Here is a 19,389-nt window from a genome sequence, read left to right as displayed (position 1 = left end):
CGTCGCCGCTCATGCCTAAAACACCGCTTGCCAGTCGTCCCCACGACCACTCCCATTGCGTGCACACCGCGCTGTCCGAGGCTGATGCGATCTGCGCACGCCAAGGCTTGCGCCTGACTGCATTGCGCCGTCGGGTGCTGGAGCTGGTGTGGCAGAGCCACAAGCCGCTGGGCGCCTACGACATCCTGGCAGTGCTCAGTGAGCAGGACGGCCGTCGCGCCGCGCCGCCCACCGTGTACCGCGCCCTGGACTTCCTGCTGGACAACGGCCTGGTGCATCGCATCTCGTCGCTCAACGCCTTCGTTGGCTGCAACCACCCAGGGCACGCCCACCAGGGCCAGTTCCTGATCTGCCGGGAATGCCACGCGGCTATCGAGCTGGAACAGAAAACCATCAGCGACAGCATCATCCACAGCGCCGGCGAAGTTGGCTTTGTGGTCGAAGGCCAGACGGTCGAAGTGGTCGGGCTCTGTTCGGGCTGCCAGGGGGCTTGATGAGCACTGCGTTGATTCGCCTGGAACAGGTGACGGTGACCTTTGCCGGGCAAAACGTACTGGACAACATCCAGCTCAGCGTCGAGCCAGGGCAGATCGTCACCCTGATCGGCCCCAACGGTGCCGGCAAAACTACCCTGGTGCGCGCCGTGCTCGGCCTGCTCAAGCCCGACAGCGGCAGTGTGTGGCGCAAGCCGAAGCTGCGGGTCGGCTACATGCCGCAAAAACTCCACGTCGACCCAACCCTGCCGCTGTCGGTACTGCGCTTTTTGCGTCTGGTGCCCGGCGTGGACCGGGCACGAGCCCTGGCCGCACTCAAGGAAGTCGGTGCCGAACAGGTGATCGACAGCCCAGTGCAGAGTGTCTCCGGCGGTGAAATGCAGCGCGTGCTGCTGGCCCGGGCGCTGCTGCGCGAGCCGCAACTACTGGTGCTCGACGAGCCGGTCCAGGGTGTCGATGTCGCCGGGCAGGCCGAGCTGTACAGCTTGATCACCCGCCTGCGCGACCGTCACGGCTGCGGTGTGCTGATGGTCTCCCACGACCTGCACCTGGTGATGAGCACCACCGACCAGGTGGTCTGCCTCAATCGCCATGTCTGCTGCTCCGGCCACCCGGAGCAGGTCAGCGGCGACCCGGCCTTTGTCGAGCTGTTCGGCAAGAACGCGCAAAGCCTGGCGATCTATCACCACCATCACGATCATGCCCACGACCTGCACGGCTCGGTCGTCAGCGCGGCGCCCGCCGCTCATACCCACGTTCACGGAGATGGCTGCAAGCATGGCTGATTTTCTGTTGTATGCCCTGCTCGCAGGCCTGGCCCTGGCCGTCGTGGCTGGCCCTCTGGGATCGTTCGTGGTCTGGCGGCGCATGGCCTATTTTGGCGACACCCTGTCCCACGCGGCCTTGCTTGGCGTGGCCCTGGGCTTCTTGCTGGATGTCAGCCCGACCATCGCCGTCACCGTCGGCTGCCTGTTGCTGGCCGTGCTGCTGGTGACCCTGCAACAGCGTCAACCACTGGCCTCGGACACCCTGCTAGGGATTCTTGCACCCAGCACCCTCTCTCTGGGCCTGGTGGTACTAAGCTTCATGCATGAAGTGCGGATCGACCTGATGGCCTATCTGTTCGGCGACCTGCTGGCTATCAGCCCCGGCGACCTGGCCTGGATCCTCGGCGGCAGTACGGCTGTCCTGCTGTTGCTGGTGGCGCTGTGGCGGCCATTGCTGGCCATTACCGTGCACGAAGAGCTGGCCATGGTCGAAGGCCTGCCCGTGGCGGCGTTGCGCCTGACCTTGATGCTGTTGATTGCGGTCGTGATCGCGGTGGCGATGAAAATCGTCGGGGTGTTGCTGATCACCTCATTGCTGATCATTCCGGCGGCTGCGGCACAACGCCACGCTCGCTCGCCCGAGCAAATGGCCTTGGGTGCAAGCTTGCTGGGTATACTCGCGGTCTGCGGTGGCCTGGCGCTGTCGTGGTTCAAGGACACGCCGGCCGGCCCCTCGATTGTGGTCGTTGCCGCCGCGCTGTTTCTGCTGAGTTTTGTCCTGCCCCGCCGAGGGGTGTAGACTTGCTCGTTTTTTGCGCAATCAGAGAGTCGCAGGAATGAAGCCGTTCGCCTCCCGTTATCTGCTCCTTGCTGCATTTTTGCTGCTGGGCGCCTGCCAAAGCACACCGCCAGCGCCCGAGATCCCGGACGCGCGCGCGACGGCCATCGCCCAGCTGGAACAAAGCCTGGCCAGCAATGAGCTGGCCACCGCCGAAGATCAACTGGCGGCCTTGCAGGCGCAATCGCCCAACGACCAGTCCCTGGAGCAATACCAGCGCCAACTGGCCGAAGCCTATTTGCAGCGCAGCCAGATCGTCCTGCAAAAAGGTGACGTCAACGCGGCAGCCACTGCCCTTAGCCGCGCACGGGTGCTGATGCCCAAGGCGCCGGCACTGACCGGCGGCGTCAACGGTGCCATCACCGAGGCCCGTAAAGCCGAGCTGGAAAAAGCCGAGGCCGCCCTCTTGGCTGCCGCTGCCAAACCCCAGGCCAAGGTCATCGACCCGACCGCCGAAAGTACCACCGTGGCACTGAACATCACCGATAGTCGGCAACTTCGGCGCCAACTGGATGCGATTGCCGCCGATGTAGTGAATTACCAGTGTGACGTCAGCATCCAGGCACCCCGCACCCAGGATTACCCGTGGCTGGCGACCTTGCTGAGCAAGCGGGTAAAGAAACTCGACCCCGATTTTGACCTGAAGATCGAGCGGCAGATCCTGCGCCACATTCCGGCGCAAATGGTCTTGGCACCGCGCAAGGATTGATAAGCGCTGTTCGCTGGCGAGCCACAAAGCGGGCGCCAGCGAAAGCGCTCCTTTTGCCTACGCCGGCACCGCCTTGGCCTTCGCCTCACGATCCCACACCCGATGCTGCCCGATCGCGGCAAAGAACCCCTTGGTCAACGTGGCACCCGCGCCCACCAACAGCCCGGCATCGGCTTGCAGCTTCAACACATCGAGCAATTGTTTGGCCTCGCCCTGCAGCGCGATCGCCTTGAGGTGCTTGTACGCCTCCAACAGGTAGTGCAGCGCCACGCCATCGGTGCTCAACGCCTTGATTGACGCAGCGCCACCCGGCACGAACACCGCATCGAAAGCCACCGACGGCAACCCTTCCATGGACCCATCCACCGGCAGGCTTTTACCATCTGCGGTTTTCACTGGCGCCGACGTCGGCCCCAACAGCTTGGCATGTGCGCCTTCTGCCTCCAGGGCTTTTTTCATGGCATTGATCGCCGCGCCATCGACGCCGTTGGCCGCCAGGATCGCGACTTTGCGGGTCTTGATGTTTTCCGGCAGCAAATTGGCCTGACTGAGCGCAGGAGAGCGCTCCAGCACGGTTTTGCGCACTTGCACGGTGCCCGCCTTGGGTGCCGGCAGGCCGAGGTTCTGCGCTACACGCCCGGCCAGATCCAGGTCGATGTTGGCAAGGATTTCATTGACCTGCCGCGCCCGGATGAATTCACGCTCGACCTTGCCCAGCTCGAAGCTGTAGGCCGCGATGATGTGCTCCTGCTCGTGCTTACTCATGCTGTGGAAGAACAGCCGCGCCTGGGAGAAGTGATCACTGAAGGATTCGCTGCGCTGGCGGATCTTGTTGGCGTCGATGCGCTCGGGATAGCTCTCGAAGCCGCCATCAACGGCCGCCGGAGGGGTTTCTTTCGGCCAGCCGCCATCGATGGAGTTCGGCTCATAGGCTGCGCGCCCCTTATCGATGGTGGTGCGGTGCAACGCATCACGTTGGCCGTTGTGGAACGGCGCGATAGGGCGATTGATGGGTATCTCGTGAAAATTCGGTCCGCCGAGTCGGCTGATCTGCGTGTCGGTGTAGGAAAATAGCCGGCCTTGCAGCAGCGGGTCATTGGAGAAATCGATCCCCGGCACGATATGCCCAGGACAGAACGCCACCTGCTCGGTTTCGGCGAAAAAGTTGTCCGGGTTACGGTTGAGCACCATTTTGCCCAGCGGAGTGATCGGCACCAACTCCTCGGGAATCAACTTGGTGGGGTCGAGGATGTCGAAATCGAAGGCATGCTCGTTTTCCTCCTCGATGACTTGAACCCCCAGCTCCCACTCGGGATAGTCGCCCATCTCGATCGCGTCCCACAGGTCGCGGCGATGATAGTCGGTATCTTTGCCCGCAAGCTTCTGGGCTTCATCCCACACCAGCGAGCAGGTGCCTGCGGTGGGGCGCCAGTGGAACTTCACAAAACGCGACTTACCGGCCGCATTGATCAAGCGGAAGGTGTGGACACCAAAGCCCTGCATGCTACGCAGGCTTTTGGGAATCGCCCGATCGGACATGGCCCAGATCACCATGTGCGCCGACTCTGGCTGCAGTGACACAAAATCCCAGAACGTATCGTGCGCCGAACCACCGGTAGGTATTTCATTGTGGGGTTCGGGTTTTACGGCGTGGACGAAGTCAGGAAACTTGATGGCATCCTGGATGAAAAATACCGGCATGTTGTTGCCAACCAGGTCGAAGTTGCCTTGCTCGGTGAAGAACTTCACGGCGAACCCACGCACATCTCGCACGGTATCACCGGAGCCACGCGGGCCTTGTACCGTGGAAAACCGCACGAACACCGGTGTTTTATGCCCGGGGTCCTGTAGGAAACCGGCCTTGGTCAACTCGGCGTGGTTCTCGTAACTCTGAAAGAAGCCATGCGCCCCGGTGCCCCGGGCATGCACGATGCGCTCGGGAATCCGCTCATGGTCAAAATGGGTGATCTTTTCCCGCATGATGAAGTCTTCGAGCAGCGAAGGCCCGCGCGCGCCAGCCTTCAAGCTATTCTGGTTATCGGCGACCTTTACCCCCTGATTGGTGCGCAACGCTTGTTCGCTGGCGTCCGAACGAAAGGTTTCCAGGCTTTGCAGCTTGGCGTTGCTGTTGGCGCGGTCCGGGGTATCGGTGCCGGCCAGTTGGCTCTTGCCGGCGTCAGGTTTTTTGGTACTCATCAGTGCTGAACTCCTCGATGGGGATTCGCGCGTACGGCGAGATCCATGAGCTAAGTCCCCAGGCACGGTCCCGGGTGTTTTTCAGTGCTGAAGTAGTGACTGACGTGGAGTGGGGCCGTTCCTTTTTTATGACCTTTGATCGCGTTATTGCCAAATGAAAGGATGAATACGAAATAAATGCTAAGAACCTCTATACGGACAGGCTAAAATGCGCGCCCGGCTAACCGCTGATCCTTTTCTAACGCGCCCCACAAGGTTCGCTACGTGATCGAGTTTCAAAACGTCCATAAAACCTACCGCGTTGCCGGTAGGGATATTCCTGCCCTGCACCCGACCAGTCTGACGATTGAGAACGGCCAGGTGTTTGGCCTGATCGGCCATTCCGGCGCAGGAAAAAGTACCCTGCTGCGCCTGATCAACCGCCTGGAAGACTCCAGCGGCGGCAAGATCATCGTCGATGGCGAGGAAGTCACTGCGCTGGACGCCAATGCGCTGCGCCGTTTCCGCCAGCAAGTCGGGATGATCTTCCAGCACTTCAACCTGCTGGCCTCCAAGACCGTGGCCGACAACGTGGCGCTGCCGCTGACCCTGGCCAGTGAACTGTCGCGCGCCGACATCGATCGGCGCGTGGCCGAGTTGCTGGCCCGGGTGGGCCTGTCCGACCATGCCAAGAAATACCCGGCGCAGCTGTCGGGTGGCCAGAAGCAGCGCGTAGGCATCGCCCGCGCCCTGGCAACCAAGCCGAAGATCCTGCTGTGCGACGAAGCCACCAGTGCCCTGGACCCGCAAACCACGGCGTCGGTCCTGCAACTGCTGGCCGAGATCAACCGCGAGCTGAAACTGACCATCGTGCTGATCACTCATGAAATGGACGTGATTCGCCGGGTCTGCGACCAGGTGGCCGTGATGGACGCAGGCGTGATCGTCGAGCAAGGTCCGGTGGCCCAGGTATTCCTGCACCCCAAGCACCCGACCACCAGGCGCTTCGTCCAGGAAGACGAGCAAGTCGATGAAAGCGAACAACGCGATGACTTCGCCCACGTACCGGGCCGTATCGTGCGCCTGACCTTCCAGGGCGATGCCACCTACGCGCCGCTGCTGGGCACTGTGGCCCGCGAAACGGGGGTGGACTACAGCATCCTCGCCGGCCGCATCGACCGCATCAAAGACGTCCCTTACGGGCAACTGACCCTGGCCATCACTGGCGGTGACATGGAAGCGGCCTTTGCCCACTTCACCGCAGCCGATGTCCACATGGAGGTGCTGCGCTAATGGAACTGCTGACAAGTTTCTTCGCCAATATCGACTGGTATGAAATCTGGCTGGCCACCGGCGACACCCTGCTGATGCTTGGTGGCTCGCTGCTGTTCACCGTCTTGCTGGGCCTGCCCCTGGGCGTGCTGTTGTTCCTGTGCAGCCCGCGCCAGTTGCTCGAGGCCAAGGGCGTCTACGCGCTGCTGTCGCTGATCGTCAACATCCTGCGCTCGCTGCCGTTCATCATTCTGCTGATTGTGATGATCCCGTTCACCGTATTGATTACCGGCACTTCGCTGGGTGTCGGCGGTGCGATCCCGCCGCTGGTGGTGGGGGCTACGCCATTCTTTGCGCGCCTGGTGGAAACCGCCCTGCGTGAAGTTGATCGCGGCATCATCGAAGCCACCCAGGCGATGGGCGCCAGCACCCGCCAGATCATCACCAATGCCTTGCTGCCGGAAGCGCGCCCAGGCATCTTTGCTGCAATCACGGTGACCGCCATCACACTGGTGTCCTACACGGCGATGGCCGGTGTGGTCGGCGCCGGTGGCCTGGGTGACCTGGCGATCCGCTTCGGTTACCAACGCTTCCAGACGGACGTGATGGTAGTGACCGTGGTGTTGCTGCTGGTGCTGGTCCAGGTACTGCAAACCGTCGGCGATAAGCTGGTGGTGCACTTTTCCCGAAAATAAATGCAATCGCCGGCATCATGCTGGCAGGCGCCCGAAAGGGCGCTTCACAAGGAGTTTGCCGGATGAAAAAACTACTCGTCGCGCTCGCCGCCGTTGCCGCGTTCTCTGCCCAAGCCGCCGAAACCCTGACCGTGGCCGCCAGCCCGGTGCCGCATGCGGAAATCCTTGAGTTCGTGAAGCCGGCCCTGGCCAAGGAAGGCGTGGACTTGAAGGTCAAGGTCTTCACCGACTACGTGCAACCCAACGTACAGGTTGCGGAAAAACGCCTGGACGCCAACTTCTTCCAGCACCAGCCGTACCTCAATGAGTTCAACAAGGCCAAGGGTACTCACCTGGTGAGCGTGGCGGGCGTGCACATCGAGCCGCTGGGCGCTTACTCCAGCAAGTTCAAGGCCCTGGCCGACCTGCCTGGCGGCGCCACCGTGGTGATCCCGAACGACGCCACCAACGGCGGCCGCGCGCTGCTGCTGCTGGACAAGGCCGGCCTGATCAAGCTCAAGGATTCGACCAACATCCTGTCGACCGTCAAGGATATCGCCGAGAACAGCAAGGGCCTGAAATTCCGTGAGCTGGAAGCGGCGACCATCCCGCGCGTGCTGACCCAGGTCGACCTGGCGCTGATCAACACCAACTACGCCCTGGAAGCCAAGCTGGACCCGTCCAAGGACGCGCTGACCATCGAAGGCAAGGACTCGCCTTACGTGAACATCCTGGTAGCGCGTGAAGACGACAAGAACAGCGATGCCATGAAAAAGCTGGTAGCGGCCCTGCACACTCCAGAAGTGAAAGCCTTCATCCTGGAGAAGTACAAAGGCGCGGTACTGCCGGCGTTCTGATCTGACGGAATACGCGGCAAAACAAAAGGGGCGCATTGATTGCGCCCCTTTTTTGTGCCCAAAACACCAGCCCTTGTGGGGGCGGGTGTCATTGCCGGCTGAGCATCACCGGCAGCTGCGCCACCAGCTTCGCGTTGTTCAGCGGCGCGCGGATGAAGCCACGCTGGGTGCCGTCCGGGCCGATGACGGCAAGGTTGCCGCTGTGGTCGACGGTGTAGTTGGGCTTGCTGGTGTCCGCCGGGATGAACGGGATGCTCACCGCGTTGGCGACTTTTTGCAGCTCCTCGACCGAAGTCGGGGTCAGGCCGATGAATTGCGGATCGAAGTAGCCCAGGTACTGCTTGAGCTGCTGGGGAGTATCGCGATGAGGGTCGACGCTGACCAGGATGATCTGCAACTTGTCGACCGCATCGGCCGGCAGCTCGCTCTTGATCTGGCGCAACTGGGCCAGGGTGGTCGGGCAGATGTCCGGGCAGAAGGTATAGCCGAAGAACAGCAGGCTCCACTTGCCTTTCAACTCGTTGACCATCACCGGCTGGCCATCCTGGTTGGTCATCTGCAGGGCCGGCAAGGTGCGGCTTTGCGGCAGCAGGATGATCCCGGCGTCGATCAGCGCAGTCGGGTCACCCTGGCCTTTGCCAGACAGTACCTTGTTGATGGTCAGCCCCAGGACCAGTGCGATCAGGGCAACAAGGATGAAGACAGTTTTCTGGGTTCGAGTCATAGGTTCAACATTAGGTAATGGTCTACGAGCAGGGCGATAAACAGCAGGAACAAGTAGTAAATAGAGTACTTGAAGGTGTTGATCGCCGCGTGCGGCCGAGTGCCACGGTACAGCACCACGGCCCATTGCAGAAACCTCGCGCCCAGCCCCAGCGCACAGGCCAGGTACAGCAGGCCGCTCATGTGGATCACGTACGGCATCAGGCTCACCGCCAACAGCACGCAGGTGTAGAGCAGGATGTGGACCTTGGTGTAGTGCTCGCCGTGGGTTACCGGCAACATCGGGATATCGGCCTTGGCGTATTCCTCCTTGCGGTGGATCGCCAGCGCCCAGAAGTGCGGCGGGGTCCAGGCGAAGATGATCAGCACCAGCAGCAGGGGCTCTGCGCTGACGTGCCCGGTGGTGGCGACCCAGCCGAGCAAGGGTGGGGCGGCACCGGCCAGGCCGCCGATGACAATGTTCTGCGGCGTCGCACGCTTGAGGAAGCCGGTGTAGATCACCGCATAACCCAGCAAGGATGCGAGGGTCAGCCAGGCCGTCAACGGATTGGTGAACGCCAGCAACAACGCCTGGCCACTCAGTGCCAGCACCAGGGCGAAGGTCAGCGCCGCAGCGGGTGACACCCGGCCTTCCGCCAGCGGCCGCTTATGGGTGCGGGCCATGACCGCGTCGATCCGCCGATCCACCACATGATTGACCGCCGCCGCCCCTCCGGCACACAGGGCAATGCCCAGGTTGCCGAACACCAGCACGGTCCAGGGTACGCCCGCGCGGGTGGCGAGGAACATGCCGACCAGCGAGGTGATCAGCATCAACACCACCACCTTGGGCTTGGTCAGCTCCAGGTAATCGCGCCAAATCGCCTGGCTGGGCCGTTCGCCGATCAGAGTCGCCATGGCATTTCTCCTTTTATTGTTATGGGCCCGGCCGCATGTTTACGGGGGCTGAAGCGCCAGCGTCGCAGCGCCGGCTGCTTGACCCGGACCAGGCTGGTGCGGGCGTGATAGTTGACCAGCACCAGACATAGCAACAACGCCGCGCCACCCGCGTTGTGGGCCACGGCGACCGGCAGGGGCAAATGGAACAGCACGTTGCTGATACCCAGGCTGATTTGCGCCCCCAGGGCCACCAGCACCAGGCCGGCGAGGCGGGTCATGCCGACCCCCTTCAGTTGCCAGGCCAGGCCGAGCAATACCAAGGTCACCAGCAAGGCACCGATACGGTGGGTCAGGTGGATGGCCGTGCGTGCATCGCTGTCCAACTGTCCACCCAGGTAATTGGGGCCAATGTGTTGGGTCAGGTGAAAGCCGTTGGCAAAATCCGCCGGCGGCAACCACTGGCCATGGCAGGTCGGGAAGTCAATGCACGCCACCGCCGCGTAATTGGAGCTGACCCAGCCTCCCAGGGCGATCTGTCCGATCACCAGCAGCAAGCCGGCCGTTGCCCAGTACTGCAAGCGGCGCGGAACAATCAATGCCGGCAGCACCCCGGACAAGCGCAAGGTCAACAGAAACAGCAGGCTCAAGGTGGCAAACCCGCCGAGCAGATGCCCGGTCACCACCTGTGGCCAGAGCTTGAGCGTCACCGTCCACATGCCGAAGGCGGCCTGGGCAAACACCACTACCAGCAGGAACAACGGCAGCTTCAAGGGTTGGTCGGGATGCCGGCGATGGGTCCAGGCGCGCGCCGCCAACAGCGCGATCAGCAGGCCCAGGGTGCCGGCGAAGTAGCGGTGGATCATCTCGTTCCAGCCCTTGTGGGCTTCCACCGGGGTGTCGGGAAAATGCAGCTCGGCATGGGCCAGTTGGGCTTCGCTTTTCGGCACGCTGATAAAGCCGTAGCACCCCGGCCAGTCCGGGCAGCCCAGGCCAGCGTGGGTCAGCCGGGTGTAGGCACCCAGCAACACGACAATCAGTGCCAGCAAGGTGGCAAACAGCGCGAGGCGAAATCCAGGTTTGGCCATGACGATGCCCTTATCCGATGTTCGACAGTTTCAGCAGATGGCGCAGGTCGTTGAGCAGGTCCTTGCCTTTGACAGTGGGGCCATAACGCAGCACCAGGTTGCCGTGGGGATCGATGATCCACAGCTGCGGTGCAGCCTGATCCCCGGTGGTTTTACTGAACGTGGTCAAGTCCATGGGATAGCGCTGTAGCTGCGGGTATTCGCGGGTCAGCTTGGCTTCGTAGTCGCCGCTCAAAGGTTGTGCGGCAGCCAATGCATGGCTGGCGCGGGAAGCATCGCGGCCGAGGCCGATCTGGATCTGGCGCGCCAGATACACCAGTTGCTGGCAGTCCACCGAACACGCCTTGGGCGCCGTCACCAGCACCTGCCAGCGGTCGTCCTGGGCCTGCACGCCGAGATCGGCGCGGGTCTGTCCGTTGCCGATCAGTTCACCGTGGTAACTGCGACCCTCCGGCACCCAGAACTGCAATTTGTACATGCCGGTGGCGAGGACCATCGGACCGATCACCCCCAACAGGATAAGCAGCAACTGCACGCGCCCCTTGCGCCGACTCGATGAGGATTTCGCCTCAGACATGCTGGGTGGATTCATGGCCGCTCCCATGGTGTTTCTCCTTTGCGTTGTGCCAACCGAGATAGAGATAAAGGCCCAGCAGGGCGATCGCCATGGCGAACCACTGCACGGCATAAGCCAGGTGTTTTTCCGGCCCCATGGCCACCACCGGCCAATCAGCCTGGTAGGCCGCCGGGCCGCTTTCGATGCGTAATTCGTAGGCGAAACCTTCACGACCCAGCGTCGCCCAAAGTTTGCCCGGCTCGACTGCGGTGACCAGTTGTGGCCAGGTCGCGGACTTCGGGTCGGCGTGCAGCTGGAAGGTCGCGCCCGGAGCGACATACACCCAGGCGTCGAGGCTCTGCATCGCCTGCGGCGTGGTGAATTGCGGTGGTGTGCGCCGGTCCGGCCATGGCAGCCAGCCACGATTGACCAGCAGCCAGAGTCCCGTCGCCTGATCCTGGAACGGTTGCAGCAACTCGACACCAACCTTGCCATCGCGCTGCCGGTTATCGAGCAGCAGACTGTGCCCGGCATCGAACTGGCCATGCAGACGCACTCGGCGAAAGGCCGGATCCTCGATGTGCTGCAGCTCGGCGCCGGCCATCGGCTCGGCGACCCGACGCTCGGCATAGCTGTGCAACAGCGCGCTTTTTTCCGCGCCCCGACTCAGTTGCCAGAACCCCAGCGACACCAGTAGCGGCAGCAACAGTGCCACCACCAGGGTCGGCACGAGGCCCGGCCGGAAACGCTTCATGGCAGCGCCAGAAAGTCAGCGGGCGAGCTAGCTATACTCAAGTGCATCGCATTTCCCCCGGAGTCCCACCATGCTCAAAGCAGCCATCGTCCTGATGCTGATTGCCACGGTCGTCAGCCTGTTCAGCGGCCTGTTTTTTCTGGTCAAGGACGACAGCAGCTCACATCGCCTGGTCATCGCCTTGAGCATTCGTGTCGGCCTTGCCGCACTTACCGTTGGCCTGATCGCTTGGGGCTTCTTCAGTGGCCAACTGGTGTCTCATGCCCCCTGGTAGTGCGCCTCAGAGTACGTAGACAAAAACAAACAGGCCGATCCAGACCACGTCCACAAAATGCCAGTACCAGCTCGCGGCTTCGAAGCCGAACTGGTGCTCGGCATCGAAGTGCCCGCGCAACACCCGCATCAGCATCACGAACAGAATCAGGGTGCCGATGGTTACGTGGGCGCCGTGGAATCCGGTGAGCATGAAGAAGGTTGCGCCGTAGATGCCCGAGCCCAGGGTCAGGCCCAGTTCGTGGTAGGCGTGGATGTATTCCTCGGCCTGGAAGCCGAGAAAGGCGCAGCCCAGCAGTACGGTCAGCGCCAGCCAGATTTTCAGCGCCCCGCGATGGCCTTTTTTCAGGGCATGGTGGGCGATGGTCACGGTGACGCTGGAGCTGACCAGGATCACCGTATTGAGCAGCGGCAGGCCCCAGGGACTGATGACGTCCTTGGGTGGCGGGAACAGCTTGGAGTCCGGGTTTTCCAGCAACGGCCAGACGAACTGGAAGTTCGGCCAGAGCATGTGCGCAATGCCCTTGGCCCCCTCACCGCCCAGCGCCGGCCCCGAGATATGCCGCACGTAGAACAGCGCACCGAAAAACGCGATGAAGAACATCACCTCGGAGAAGATGAACCAGCTCATGCCCCAGCGGAACGAGCGATCCAGCTGGGCGCTGTACAGCCCCGCACGACTTTCCTTGATCACCGCGCCAAACCAGCCAAACAGCATGTAGGCCAGCAGTAACCCCCCGACGAAAAAGATCAGCGGGCCGTGGGAATCCGGGCGCGCCGCCTTCAGATCGTTGAACCAGGTAGCCAGGCCAAACACCGTGACGAACATGCCGACGGTGGCGATGATCGGCCATTTGCTTTGGGCGGGAACGTAATAATGCTCATGAGTTGCCATTTATTGTTCTCCTTATCGGGCACGCTTGAACGTCTAGCCACCGGTCTTTTGTGCAACGGCCACGGGTGGATGACGCGCGGTGATATCGAACAGCGTGTAAGCCAGCGTCAAGTGCTTCACATCCTTGGGCATATCGCGATCAACGATGAAACGTACCGGCATCTCGATCTGCTGACCGGGCTGCAGCACTTGCTGGGTAAAACAGAAGCATTCGGTCTTGTGGAAATACATCGCCGCCGCGCTAGGTGAAATGCTCGGCACCGCCTGGGCGCTCATCGGGTGGCTGCTGGGGTTGCGGGCGATGAAAATCATCTCGTTGACCGCACCGGGGTGGACCACGATGTCATCGGACTTGGGATAAAACTCCCAGACCATGTCGATCGCATTGGTGGACAGGAACTGCACGCGTACCTGACGCGACTCGTCCACCTGCTGCTCGCCGGAATACTGCCCGCCAGTCTTGCCATTGATTCCCAGCGCCTTGCACATCACGTCATAGATCGGCACCAGGGCAAACCCGAAGACAAACATCGCCGCCACCACCAGCAATAAGCGGGTAACCAGTTTTTTCGTGGAGATCGAATCAGCCATGATTCACGACCTCCGCCGAGAACCCTGCCGGGGCGTTCATTTCACTTCCGGCGGGGTGGTGAAGGTGTGATACGGCGCGGGCGAGGGAATGCTCCACTCCAGGCCTTCGGCGCCATCCCATGGCTTGGCCGGTGCTGGCTCGCCGCCGCGAATGGTCTTGATCACGATGAACAGGAAGAAGATCTGCGTGGCGCCAAACATGAAGGCGCCAATCGAAGACACCATGTTGAAATCGGCAAACTGCAGGTTGTAGTCGGGGATCCGGCGCGGCATGCCCGCCAGCCCGACGAAGTGCATCGGGAAAAACGCCATGTTCATGCCGATGAAGGACAACCAGAAATGCAGCTTGCCCAGGGTCTCGTCATACATGTGCCCGGTCCACTTGGGCATCCAGTAGTAGGCGGACGCGAAGATCCCGAAGATTGCCCCCGGCACCAGCACGTAGTGGAAGTGCGCCACCACGAAGTAGGTGTCCTGGTACTGGAAGTCCGCCGGCGCGATGGCCAGCATCAATCCGGAGAAACCGCCGATCGAGAACAGGATCACGAACGCCACGGCAAACAGCATGGGCGTCTCGAACGTCAGCGAGCCCTGCCACATGGTACTGGCCCAGTTGAACACCTTGACCCCGGTGGGTACTGCGATCAGCAGGGTGGCGTACATGAAGAACAGCTCGCCCACCAGCGGGATGCCCACCACGAACATGTGGTGCGCCCAGACGATGAACGACAGGAAGGCGATGCTCGCTGTCGCGTAGACCATCGAGGTGTAGCCAAACAACGGTTTGCGCGAAAAGGTCGGGATGATCGAGCTGACGGCACCGAAGGCCGGCAGGATCATGATGTACACCTCGGGGTGACCAAAGAACCAGAACACATGCTGGAACAGCACCGGGTCACCGCCACCGGCGGCACTGAAGAAGCTGGTGCCGAAGTGGATATCCATCAGCATCATGGTCACGCAACCGGCCAGCACCGGCATCACCGCGATCAGCAGGAAGGCGGTGATCAGCCAGGTCCAGACGAACAATGGCATTTTCATCAGGGTCATGCCGGGGGCGCGCAGATTGAGGATGGTGGCGATCACGTTGATCGCCCCCATGATCGAACTGATACCCATCAGGTGAATCGCGAAGATGAAAAAGGTCACGCTTTCCGGGGCGTAGGTCGTGGACAGGGGCGCGTAGAAGGTCCAGCCGAAGTTCGGTCCGCCACCAGGCATGAACAAGGTCGAGACCAGCATCAGGAACGCTGCCGGCAGCAGCCAGAAACTGAAGTTGTTCATCCGCGGCAGGGCCATGTCCGGCGCGCCGATCATCAGCGGGATCATCCAGTTGGCCAGGCCGACAAACGCCGGCATCACCGCGCCGAAGACCATGACCAGGCCATGCATGGTGGTCATCTGATTGAAGAACGCCGGCTCGACGATCTGCAGCCCGGGCTGGAACAGCTCGGCACGGATCACCATGGCAAACGAGCCACCGAGCAGGAACATCATGAAGCTGAACCACAGGTACAGCGTGCCGATGTCCTTGTGGTTGGTGGTCAGCACCCAGCGCATCAGGCCCTTGGCAGGGCCATGGGCGTGGTCATGGCCGGCATGACCATGGTCATCGATCACTGCACTCATGTCCTGACTCCTGTAGACGGATGGACTGGGCGGCTCGAGGCATCACGCCCCAAGCGCTCACGGGAACATGCAATCGACCGCCTCATTTGCTTTCCTCCTGCTTGAGGGCCAGCACGTCTTTTGGCGTGACCATGTCGCCCTTGTTGTTGCCCCAGGCATTGCGCTCGTAGGTCACCACGGCAGCGATATCGACTTCCGACAGTTGCTTGCCGAACGCCGCCATGGCGGTGCCTGGCTTGCCGTGGAAGACAATGCCCAAGTGATCCGCTATGGGGCCGGTGGCGATTTTCGAGCCCTTGAGCGCCGGGAACATTGGCGGCAAGCCCTGGCCTTCAGCCTGGTGACAGGCCACGCAGGTGGTGTGATAGACCTTGTCGCCGCGCTCCTTGAGCTCCTCCAGCGTCCATTCCTTGCTGGTCAGCTCTTTGAGCTTGGCCGCTTCGGCCTTGCGCTCGGCCAGCCAGGTGTCGTAATCGGCCTGGCTTTTGACGTCGACCACAATGGGCATGAAGCCGTGGTCCTTGCCGCACAGTTCAGCGCACTGGCCACGATAGATCCCGGGCTTGTCGACCCGGGTCCAGGCCTCGTTGACGAAGCCGGGGATCGCATCGCGCTTGACCGCAAAGGCCGGCACCCACCAGGAGTGAATGACATCGGCGGAGGTCACCAGAAAGCGCACCTTGGCACCGATCGGCAGCACCAATGGCTGATCGACCTCCAGCAGGTAGTGTTCGCCCTTGGCGCTCTGGTTGCGGATCTGCTCTTGCGGGGTGGCCAGGTTGCTGAAGAACTCGACGTCCTGGCCCAGGTATTTGTAGTGCCACTTCCACTGATAGCCGGTGACCTGGATATCGATATCCGGCTCACTGCTGTCGTACATCTTGATCAGGGTGGCGGTCGCCGGAACAGCCATGGCGACAAGGATGATGAAGGGCACCACGGTCCAGAGGATCTCGACCGTCGTACTTTCATGGAATTTGGCGGCCACCTGCCCGGTGGAGCGCCGATGCATGATCATCGACCAAAACATCGCACCGAAGACGATGATGCCGATCACTACACAGATCCAGAAAATGGTCATGTGCAGGTCGAAGACTGCGTGACTGATTTCAGTAGCCCCAGGCGCCATATTCACAGTCCAGGCAGCTTGCGCCTGGCTGAAAATCGACCACAACAGGAGGCCCATCCAGACTTGTGGATGTCGCATCATTGCGGGTTCCCCTTATCGTTCTTGTTATCCCGCCGGCTTTCACCTGCGTCCAAGGGAGCGGCTGCCTAGACTACGAACTTAAACCGCCAAGCCTTGCTGCACATGCAGTCGGGCGTCATCAGCTAACTTCATACAGAACCGAGTATAGACAGCGAGTGGGACCTCGCAACGCGATGGCGTAAATCAACTGAAACACCTGGGGCTTGCGCCGCAGGCTGCGGATGGAGAAGGATGTGACCAGGTGATGGCAAATCGATATAACTTGGATGCATCAAAGGTGAAACAATTATGACAAATACGTCTTAACGGTTTTCATAAGCAAGCTAACTTATGTCTTCCCCTATTTCCTTGCCTTCGTTTCCTGGAGTTTTCATGAACACCGCCGCATTGCGCGAGCAGATTCAACGTGCCCATTTACATGAGTCCGAAACCGGTCAGCTGACCCGTCAGCTGGAAGTCCAATTGCCCCACCTGCATGCCGCTATCCAATTGCCGGACGTCGACGCCAAGGGCGTGATGACCCGTTTTGTGGCCGCCTACATCGACCAGGTCCCGGACCTGCTCGACGCTGCCAACGAAGTCGCGCGCGAAGCCGGGATCGAATCACAGATCAAGCCGGTCCTGAAGATCGCCGAGCAGTTCTTCCTCCAACCGCCGGCAATCATGAACGGCCACGTAGGCCTGGACAGCCTGCTGGACGAAGCCTACCTGGCCCATCGCCTGGTAGAAGAAGTGAACGACCTCTACATCAAACATTTCGGCCAGCCACTGATCCCCTTGGACATGACTGTCGCCAACCTGATTGCCCACCAACTGATCGGCGAAGACTTCGCCAATCAACTGGATGAGGCGGTTCATCACGCCGTTGACGAAATGCTCAACGAAGACAGCTTCGCCCTGGAGTCCGTCGAAGCCTATCGGGAAAAACTCAACAGCCCGGACACCGGTGCCGCCTGGAAACGCTGGCCGTGCCTGTCGCGCCAACTGGGTGTGGGCCTGGAGCTGGATCAACCAGCCGCCTGACCCCTCCAACACTTGTGGGAGTAGCCTTGCTTACTCCCACAAGGACTTTGACCGGCTGAACCTCAGCCAGAAACATCACCCTGCAAGCCAGCAGCTTCCTTGGCTGAAGCGCTTTCAGCCGCCCCCTCCATGAGCCTTCCCCGGATTGATTCGGTGTGGCGAAGCCTGCACGCTTTTTCAGCCGCCCCGACCAGCCACGCAAGATCTAGAAGCGCGCCTTGGGCGTCGCCATGGGGATCGGAAGGCTACCGTCCAAAGGCAGGAAGCAACCCTTGTCCGCGTCGTAGGCTTTTATTTCACTGGATTCGATACTGTAGACCCAGCCATGGATGAACAACTGACCGTTGGCCATGCGCGAAGCAACTGAGGGGTGAGTACGCAAATGCTGCAGCTGGGCGATCACGTTTTCTTCGGTCAGCACCTGCATGCTTTCGTGTTCGGTGGCGCACTGACAGTTGTCCTGGACCATGCTTTTGGCGACTTCCGCATGAACTAGCCAGGCTTTGACCGTGGGCATCTTTTCCAGGCTCTGCGGGTTGAGGACCGCCCGCATGGCGCCGCAATCGGAGTGCCCGCAAATGATGATGTGCTGAACACCCAGCGCCAGCACGGCATATTCGATGGCCGTAGACACACCGCCATTCATTTGCCCGTAAGGCGGGACGACGTTGCCCACATTGCGCGTGACGAACAGGTCGCCTGGCGCGCTTTGCGTGATGAGTTCAGGGACGATTCGCGAATCGGCACACGCGATAAACATTGCCCGTGGCCGCTGGGCCGTAGCGAGCTTCTTGAAGAGTTCTTCCTGTTGCGGGAAGACTTCATGATGAAAATGCAGAAAGCCGTCAACAATGTGCTGCAGCGCTGCATCGGCGCTTTCAGCCTCTGGAAGGGCTGAAGCCGATGCAGCCAACGGTGGCTTGTCTTTGTCACTCATCACTCATCCTCGTTGGCACATTAGGGGGGTGCCCCAGAGTTTACATCACTCAGGTGCAATGCAAACGACGGTGGCGTCACCCACAAAGAACAAGCCAGACACCGCAATAACCCTCGGACTTAATTGAGACTGAACAAAGGCAATTGAGCAGCATATGCGACAGTTCAACACTTGTGGCACGAACAATCGCTACGAATACATTAACAGCAACACCTAATCCTGACTGGGCAGCGAACAACTTTTATGCCTGGCTCAAGAAACAAAAAGAAAGGCTTTAAGCCTACTTTATTCTGAAATTCTCATTAATCTAACCAGCAAGTGCACCAGCACTTGAAAACTAAAAACACCTTCAAAGGAATGAACCCAATGACTGCTTTTGTCGAAACCATGAACGAACTTCGCGCCCACCACAAATCCGTGTTGGCGGGTGGCAAACAACAACCCGCGCGTAGTTTCTCCATGCCCAATGCTACCCAACTAGATGACGTTTCCCCAGATGAAACAATCGCACTGGAAGAACTGAAATCGACAGCAAAAATGCTGGCTACCACCCAGAATCAGAGCGTAGAGCTCAGCATTACCAACGATGCCCAAAACCTGAGCAATGCTGCGGGTGATGCAGCTGCCATTGCGACATTCAAACAGCAAATGAATGAAAGACGCGCCTACGAAAAAGAGCAATCCGAAAAAAATATTGACCGGATTTTCGACAAGGCCATTGAAATCGGCGAGCGGCATCCGAACGCACAAAAAGCAATAATGTCCACAACTGATATTATTTTCAATCTATTCCGAATCATGTCGGAAAAACTCAATGCCTTCATTACAAAAGTTGTAGCCGAAACTATCACGTGGGTTAAAAACGCCTTCGCCGATATCAAGTCGACTTTCAATAATATTAGTGGCTGGATTCAAGGCTGGTTTACCAGTTAATTAATTACGCTAGTAACTCTGAGCACCCGACGTCCCAGTGCTGTAATCCAAGACCAAGGACAGGCTTGGCGAGTTACGGTCAACCTGGGGCGTCGGTACATTATCCGTCTACCGA

21 protein-coding genes are annotated in these 19,389 nt (G+C 60.4%); 10 read left to right on the top strand and 11 right to left on the bottom strand.

Annotation, left to right across the window (positions count from 1 at the left end; all coding sequences use genetic code 11):
• The first annotated feature begins 11 nt into the window (after positions 1–11).
• Genes zur through ACIOVD_RS19035 form a run of 4 tightly spaced genes read left to right on the top strand, consistent with a single transcriptional unit; the run spans position 12 to position 2,808 of the window.
• Positions 12–494: a zinc uptake transcriptional repressor Zur gene (zur, locus tag ACIOVD_RS19050; RefSeq protein WP_095165142.1), complete on the top strand. Its 483-nt coding sequence runs from the start codon at positions 12–14 to the stop codon at positions 492–494.
• Positions 494–1,279, top strand: a complete 786-nt coding sequence (gene znuC, locus ACIOVD_RS19045; RefSeq protein WP_159992987.1) for a zinc ABC transporter ATP-binding protein ZnuC — start codon at positions 494–496, stop codon at positions 1,277–1,279. Before zur ends, znuC begins: the two co-directional genes overlap by 1 nt.
• The gene (znuB, locus tag ACIOVD_RS19040; RefSeq protein WP_095165140.1) at positions 1,272–2,060 is read left to right on the top strand and encodes a zinc ABC transporter permease subunit ZnuB; all 789 of its coding nucleotides are present in this window, start codon (positions 1,272–1,274) and stop codon (positions 2,058–2,060) included. Before znuC ends, znuB begins: the two co-directional genes overlap by 8 nt.
• A gap of 37 nt (positions 2,061–2,097) precedes the next feature.
• Positions 2,098–2,808, top strand: a complete 711-nt coding sequence (locus tag ACIOVD_RS19035; protein ID WP_159992985.1) for a PA5502 family lipoprotein — start codon at positions 2,098–2,100, stop codon at positions 2,806–2,808.
• A gap of 57 nt (positions 2,809–2,865) precedes the next feature.
• On the opposite strand, the gene katE is transcribed toward ACIOVD_RS19035, so the two are convergent.
• Positions 2,866–5,070, bottom strand: coding sequence for a catalase HPII (gene katE / locus ACIOVD_RS19030; RefSeq protein WP_401129608.1), 2,205 nt, complete (start codon positions 5,068–5,070; stop codon positions 2,866–2,868).
• A gap of 198 nt (positions 5,071–5,268) precedes the next feature.
• Between katE and ACIOVD_RS19025 the strand changes: the two genes are divergently transcribed.
• The 3 genes from ACIOVD_RS19025 to ACIOVD_RS19015 all read left to right on the top strand — a co-directional run bounded on the left by ACIOVD_RS19025 (position 5,269) and on the right by ACIOVD_RS19015 (position 7,786).
• The gene (locus tag ACIOVD_RS19025) at positions 5,269–6,276 is read left to right on the top strand and encodes a methionine ABC transporter ATP-binding protein (RefSeq protein WP_401129606.1); all 1,008 of its coding nucleotides are present in this window, start codon (positions 5,269–5,271) and stop codon (positions 6,274–6,276) included.
• Positions 6,276–6,950, top strand: a complete 675-nt coding sequence (locus ACIOVD_RS19020; protein WP_095165135.1) for a methionine ABC transporter permease — start codon at positions 6,276–6,278, stop codon at positions 6,948–6,950. Before ACIOVD_RS19025 ends, ACIOVD_RS19020 begins: the two co-directional genes overlap by 1 nt.
• A 62-nt stretch (positions 6,951–7,012) precedes the next feature.
• Entirely contained in the window at positions 7,013–7,786 is a 774-nt protein-coding gene (locus ACIOVD_RS19015) for a MetQ/NlpA family ABC transporter substrate-binding protein (protein ID WP_401129604.1), read from the top strand.
• Between the two features lie 88 nt (positions 7,787–7,874).
• On the opposite strand, the gene ACIOVD_RS19010 is transcribed toward ACIOVD_RS19015, so the two are convergent.
• From ACIOVD_RS19010 to ACIOVD_RS18990, 5 genes are read right to left on the bottom strand one after another with little or no spacing between them, the layout of a single operon-like run.
• A complete protein-coding gene (locus ACIOVD_RS19010) occupies positions 7,875–8,510 on the bottom strand; it encodes an SCO family protein (RefSeq protein WP_095165133.1) in 636 nt (211 codons plus the stop codon).
• Positions 8,507–9,406: a heme o synthase gene (cyoE, locus tag ACIOVD_RS19005; RefSeq protein WP_095165132.1), complete on the bottom strand. Its 900-nt coding sequence runs from the start codon at positions 9,404–9,406 to the stop codon at positions 8,507–8,509. Before cyoE ends, ACIOVD_RS19010 begins: the two co-directional genes overlap by 4 nt.
• The gene (locus tag ACIOVD_RS19000; protein WP_401129601.1) at positions 9,394–10,473 is read right to left on the bottom strand and encodes a heme A synthase; all 1,080 of its coding nucleotides are present in this window, start codon (positions 10,471–10,473) and stop codon (positions 9,394–9,396) included. The genes cyoE and ACIOVD_RS19000 overlap by 13 nt, the downstream gene beginning before the upstream one ends.
• A 10-nt stretch (positions 10,474–10,483) precedes the next feature.
• Positions 10,484–11,077, bottom strand: coding sequence for a hypothetical protein (locus ACIOVD_RS18995; RefSeq protein ID WP_095165205.1), 594 nt, complete (start codon positions 11,075–11,077; stop codon positions 10,484–10,486).
• A complete protein-coding gene (locus ACIOVD_RS18990; RefSeq protein ID WP_401129599.1) occupies positions 11,043–11,783 on the bottom strand; it encodes an SURF1 family protein in 741 nt (246 codons plus the stop codon). The genes ACIOVD_RS18995 and ACIOVD_RS18990 overlap by 35 nt, the downstream gene beginning before the upstream one ends.
• Positions 11,784–11,853: 70 nt before the next feature.
• Here ACIOVD_RS18990 and ACIOVD_RS18985 point away from each other — a divergent pair, with 70 nt between their 5' ends.
• On the top strand, positions 11,854–12,057 hold the full coding sequence (locus ACIOVD_RS18985; protein ID WP_095165127.1) for a twin transmembrane helix small protein: 204 nt from the start codon (positions 11,854–11,856) through the stop codon (positions 12,055–12,057).
• A 6-nt stretch (positions 12,058–12,063) separates the two neighbouring features.
• Here ACIOVD_RS18985 and ACIOVD_RS18980 read toward each other — a convergent pair whose 3' ends face one another.
• The 4 genes from ACIOVD_RS18980 to coxB all read right to left on the bottom strand — a co-directional run bounded on the left by ACIOVD_RS18980 (position 12,064) and on the right by coxB (position 16,381).
• Positions 12,064–12,951 (bottom strand): cytochrome c oxidase subunit 3, encoded by an 888-nt coding sequence (locus tag ACIOVD_RS18980; protein ID WP_095165125.1) that lies wholly within the window; start codon positions 12,949–12,951, stop codon positions 12,064–12,066.
• Positions 12,952–12,984: 33 nt separating this feature from the next.
• Positions 12,985–13,542 (bottom strand): cytochrome c oxidase assembly protein, encoded by a 558-nt coding sequence (locus ACIOVD_RS18975; RefSeq protein WP_095165124.1) that lies wholly within the window; start codon positions 13,540–13,542, stop codon positions 12,985–12,987.
• A 36-nt stretch (positions 13,543–13,578) separates the two neighbouring features.
• A complete protein-coding gene (gene ctaD / locus ACIOVD_RS18970; protein WP_095165123.1) occupies positions 13,579–15,171 on the bottom strand; it encodes a cytochrome c oxidase subunit I in 1,593 nt (530 codons plus the stop codon).
• 82 nt (positions 15,172–15,253) lie between these two features.
• Positions 15,254–16,381, bottom strand: coding sequence for a cytochrome c oxidase subunit II (gene coxB / locus ACIOVD_RS18965; RefSeq protein WP_095165122.1), 1,128 nt, complete (start codon positions 16,379–16,381; stop codon positions 15,254–15,256).
• A 372-nt stretch (positions 16,382–16,753) separates the two neighbouring features.
• Here coxB and ACIOVD_RS18960 point away from each other — a divergent pair, with 372 nt between their 5' ends.
• The gene (locus ACIOVD_RS18960) at positions 16,754–17,404 is read left to right on the top strand and encodes a hypothetical protein (RefSeq protein ID WP_095165121.1); all 651 of its coding nucleotides are present in this window, start codon (positions 16,754–16,756) and stop codon (positions 17,402–17,404) included.
• Between the two features lie 205 nt (positions 17,405–17,609).
• Here ACIOVD_RS18960 and ACIOVD_RS18955 read toward each other — a convergent pair whose 3' ends face one another.
• Complete coding sequence (locus ACIOVD_RS18955; protein WP_159992975.1) at positions 17,610–18,341, bottom strand: carbonic anhydrase; 732 nt, start codon at positions 18,339–18,341, stop codon at positions 17,610–17,612.
• A gap of 366 nt (positions 18,342–18,707) precedes the next feature.
• On the opposite strand from ACIOVD_RS18955, the gene ACIOVD_RS18950 reads away from it, so the two are divergent.
• Positions 18,708–19,274 (top strand): hypothetical protein, encoded by a 567-nt coding sequence (locus ACIOVD_RS18950; protein WP_401129595.1) that lies wholly within the window; start codon positions 18,708–18,710, stop codon positions 19,272–19,274.
• The last annotated feature ends 115 nt before the right edge of the window (positions 19,275–19,389 follow it).

The sequence above is a fragment of the Pseudomonas sp. NPDC087626 genome (assembly GCF_044743405.1).
Classification (GTDB): Bacteria; Pseudomonadota; Gammaproteobacteria; order Pseudomonadales; family Pseudomonadaceae; genus Aquipseudomonas.
Note: the sequence above shows the minus strand (reverse complement) of the source record. Positions and strands in the feature narration are given on the sequence as shown.

Coding starts and splice junctions, on each gene's coding strand:
- ACIOVD_RS18995 (WP_095165205.1), bottom strand. CDS start 11,077: ATGGGAGCGGCCATGAATCCACCCAGCATGTCTGAGGCGAAATCCTCA.
- ACIOVD_RS18985 (WP_095165127.1), top strand. CDS start 11,854: ATGCTCAAAGCAGCCATCGTCCTGATGCTGATTGCCACGGTCGTCAGC.
- znuC (WP_159992987.1), top strand. CDS start 494: ATGAGCACTGCGTTGATTCGCCTGGAACAGGTGACGGTGACCTTTGCC.
- ACIOVD_RS18950 (WP_401129595.1), top strand. CDS start 18,708: ATGACTGCTTTTGTCGAAACCATGAACGAACTTCGCGCCCACCACAAA.
- ACIOVD_RS19035 (WP_159992985.1), top strand. CDS start 2,098: ATGAAGCCGTTCGCCTCCCGTTATCTGCTCCTTGCTGCATTTTTGCTG.
- ACIOVD_RS19000 (WP_401129601.1), bottom strand. CDS start 10,473: ATGGCCAAACCTGGATTTCGCCTCGCGCTGTTTGCCACCTTGCTGGCA.
- ACIOVD_RS18960 (WP_095165121.1), top strand. CDS start 16,754: ATGAACACCGCCGCATTGCGCGAGCAGATTCAACGTGCCCATTTACAT.
- ACIOVD_RS18975 (WP_095165124.1), bottom strand. CDS start 13,542: ATGGCTGATTCGATCTCCACGAAAAAACTGGTTACCCGCTTATTGCTG.
- ctaD (WP_095165123.1), bottom strand. CDS start 15,171: ATGAGTGCAGTGATCGATGACCATGGTCATGCCGGCCATGACCACGCC.
- ACIOVD_RS19020 (WP_095165135.1), top strand. CDS start 6,276: ATGGAACTGCTGACAAGTTTCTTCGCCAATATCGACTGGTATGAAATC.
- ACIOVD_RS18955 (WP_159992975.1), bottom strand. CDS start 18,341: ATGAGTGACAAAGACAAGCCACCGTTGGCTGCATCGGCTTCAGCCCTT.
- ACIOVD_RS19015 (WP_401129604.1), top strand. CDS start 7,013: ATGAAAAAACTACTCGTCGCGCTCGCCGCCGTTGCCGCGTTCTCTGCC.
- zur (WP_095165142.1), top strand. CDS start 12: ATGCCTAAAACACCGCTTGCCAGTCGTCCCCACGACCACTCCCATTGC.
- ACIOVD_RS19010 (WP_095165133.1), bottom strand. CDS start 8,510: ATGACTCGAACCCAGAAAACTGTCTTCATCCTTGTTGCCCTGATCGCA.
- cyoE (WP_095165132.1), bottom strand. CDS start 9,406: ATGGCGACTCTGATCGGCGAACGGCCCAGCCAGGCGATTTGGCGCGAT.
- ACIOVD_RS18990 (WP_401129599.1), bottom strand. CDS start 11,783: ATGAAGCGTTTCCGGCCGGGCCTCGTGCCGACCCTGGTGGTGGCACTG.
- ACIOVD_RS18980 (WP_095165125.1), bottom strand. CDS start 12,951: ATGGCAACTCATGAGCATTATTACGTTCCCGCCCAAAGCAAATGGCCG.
- znuB (WP_095165140.1), top strand. CDS start 1,272: ATGGCTGATTTTCTGTTGTATGCCCTGCTCGCAGGCCTGGCCCTGGCC.
- coxB (WP_095165122.1), bottom strand. CDS start 16,381: ATGATGCGACATCCACAAGTCTGGATGGGCCTCCTGTTGTGGTCGATT.